1 protein-coding gene and 1 pseudogene are annotated in these 2,883 nt (G+C 32.7%); one reads left to right on the plus strand and one right to left on the minus strand.

What is annotated here, in order from left to right; all coding sequences use genetic code 11:
• The first annotated feature begins 157 nt into the window (after window positions 1-157).
• Window positions 158-1,960 carry a menaquinone biosynthesis decarboxylase gene (locus AC30RD_RS07975; RefSeq protein ID WP_489493939.1) on the plus strand — a complete coding sequence of 601 codons (1,803 nt, stop codon included), beginning with the start codon at window positions 158-160 and terminating at the stop codon, window positions 1,958-1,960.
• 622 nt (window positions 1,961-2,582) lie between these two features.
• Here the strand turns inward: AC30RD_RS07975 and AC30RD_RS07980 are convergent.
• Window positions 2,583-2,883: pseudogene (locus tag AC30RD_RS07980) on the minus strand (hypothetical protein); the annotation flags it as partial.

Genomic DNA, 2,883 nt, shown 5'->3' on the forward strand with positions numbered 1-2,883 from the left:
TAGTATTAGTTAAAAAAGTTAAAATGGTTGAGTGGTTGAGTTGAGTGGTTGGATTTTTGGATGAGAGATTGAAGGTTGAAGGCGGAAGGGATAAGGTGATAAGGTGGTAAGAGAGGATTCAATTTCCAATGCCAAATTTTTGGAGCGAATTATGAAAATCACAAATGTTATCGATTTTTTAAAAGATGAGGGAGATTTAAAAGTTATAGAAGATGAACTTGATGTAAATTTAGAAATCCCACATATTGCTTATATTGAAGTAAAAAAAGAAAACTCAAAGCCTCTTTTATTTACAAATCCCGTTGATAAAAAGATAGGCGTAAAATATGAAATGCCGGTGCTTATGAATATTTTTGCAAACTATGAATTAACGGCAAAAATTTTAGGTAAACATCCACAACTTATAGCAAAAGAGATAGAGGATCTTTTGCATATAAAACCTCCAAAAAGTTTAAATGAAAAGATCTCTTTGATTATGAAACTTTTCAAACTTAAAAACGTTTTTCCAAAAAGATTAAAAAGCAAAGGGGCATGTCAAGAGATTGAGTTAGAGGATTTAGATAAACTTCCTATCTTAAAAACGTGGCCGTTAGATGGTGGCAAATTTATCACAATGGGGCAGGTTTATACAAAAAGTTTAGAAGGCGATTTGCAAAATTTGGGGATGTATAGATTGCAAAAATTTGACAATAAACATCTTGGAATGCATTGGCAGATACATAAAGATGGAGCACATTTTTTTCATGAGTATAAAAAAGCTAACAAAAAAATGCCAGTAACCGTAGCCATAGGCGGTGATCCTCTCTATATCTGGTGTGGACAAGCCCCGCTTCCTCATGGGATATTTGAGCTTTTGATGTATGGTTTTATAAGGGAAGAAAATCCAAGACTTGTAAAATCTTTAACAAACGATATATATATACCAGAAGACGTTGATATCGTAATAGAGGGTTTTGTAGATCCAAATAAATTTGAGATTGAGGGACCCTTTGGCGATCATACAGGTTATTATACTTTAAAAGAGCCATTTCCAGTTATGGAAGTAACAAAGATAACTACTAAAAAAGATCCTATATTTGTAGCAACAGTTGTTGGAAAACCGCCTCTTGAAGATAAATATATGGGTTGGGGAACTGAGAGAATATTTTTGCCTCTTCTAAAAACCACTGCTCCTGATTTGATAGATTATCATATGCCGGAAAACGGTGTATTCCATAATCTAATATTAGCTAATATGAAAGTGATGTATCCGGGACACGCAAAGCAGTTTATGCACGCCTTTTGGGGTGTTGGACAGATGAGTTTTGTAAAACATGCAATTTTTTTAGGTGAAGACTCTCCAAAACTTACAGATTATGAAAATGTCTCAACATATATTTTAGATAGGATTAGTAAAGAAAATATACTAATAAGCGAAGGAGTAATTGACCAACTTGATCATGCAAGCGATATTCAGTTTGTTGGCGGAAAACTTGGGATTGATGTAACGGGGGAACCTGTAAAAGAGTTAAAAATTGAGATTTTAAAAGATAATGAACTCCTTGAGAAATTTAAAGAGATTGATGAAAACGTAAAAGGGCTAAAACAGTATAAATTAGAGACAAAAAATCCTGTAGTAGTAATAACTTATGATAAAAAAAGGTGTGTAAAAGAGCTTTTTGGTAAGTTGAATGAATTAAAAAAATATATAAAAATTTTAGTAGTGGTTGATGAGAAAAATAACGATTTAAATAATGCTTATATGCTTATTTGGAGAGTTGTAAACAATATAGATGCAAAAAGAGATATCTTGCTTGATCCTTTTATAATGATTGATGCTACAAACAAAAACGAGCTTGATGGGTTTGATAGGGAGTGGCCAGAGGATGTTGTATGCGATAAAGAGGTTATAGAAGATTTGAAAAAAAGAGGTTTGATAGATGTAGATGAGGAGTTTATAAAAAGGTTTGGTATTTTATAGGTGATAAAACTTATTAAAAAAGTAAATGGTTTAATATTAAATAGTTAATTAAATGCTCTGAAAAATTACAAAATTTCATTCAAACAAGTTGCAATTTATCGTTAAAGCGAGCGCTAAAAATTTTATTAAAAGTTAACCTGCGCACTTTTTTCGCCTAAAGGCGAACATAAAATTTTTAGCTTAAATTGCAAAGCTTTCATTCGTCCGAGGGCAAAGCCCGACTTCTGCTTGCAGCGATGTTGAGCGCAAGCGAAACGAAAGTCCCGCAGCGAAGTGAAGTCAATTTGTAATTTTTCAGGGGTCTCAATTATAAATTTTCAAAATCGGCATTAGTATTATTAATACAAAAGACAAAGCACCAATTTTACTGAAAAGTGTAGAAATTATTCTAAACTCTTCTAAAATATAAGTCTGAGAACGCCAATTCAAAAATATATCTGATCCATTTTTAAAATGGTTAATAATTAAATTCCAAGTTTTATTTTTTCTTAAAATTTGTTCAGTGAAAAATATAAATAGTAAACCATAGTATTTCATTCAATTTTTATTCCTAACGTCGAGGGTCACCTGCCGCCAAGAAGCGCAGCGGATTGACGGTCAGCTGAAGCGCCTTGTTAGCAGTTTATTGCGCTTCAATTACTGTATATTTTAGCGTTCCCATCACAGGCTGCCATTCAATTTGATAAGAACCTGTAATTGTTACCTCTTGGTTTTTTTTACCAGTCGGTTTTTTTATCTTTCCTGTCAAGATGCTTTTATCACGAAAGTAGCCATAAATCCCTTTCGAGTTGCCTTCGTAAAACAAGTGGTCGTCAGCAAATATTACAACAAATGCATTCCGAAAACCTGCTTGTTTAAGCTGCTCTGCAAATTGAATATCTTTGCAAAAACTAAACATTTGTTCTGGATATTGACCATTTCTT

This window comes from Nitrosophilus sp. (genome assembly GCF_982775275.1).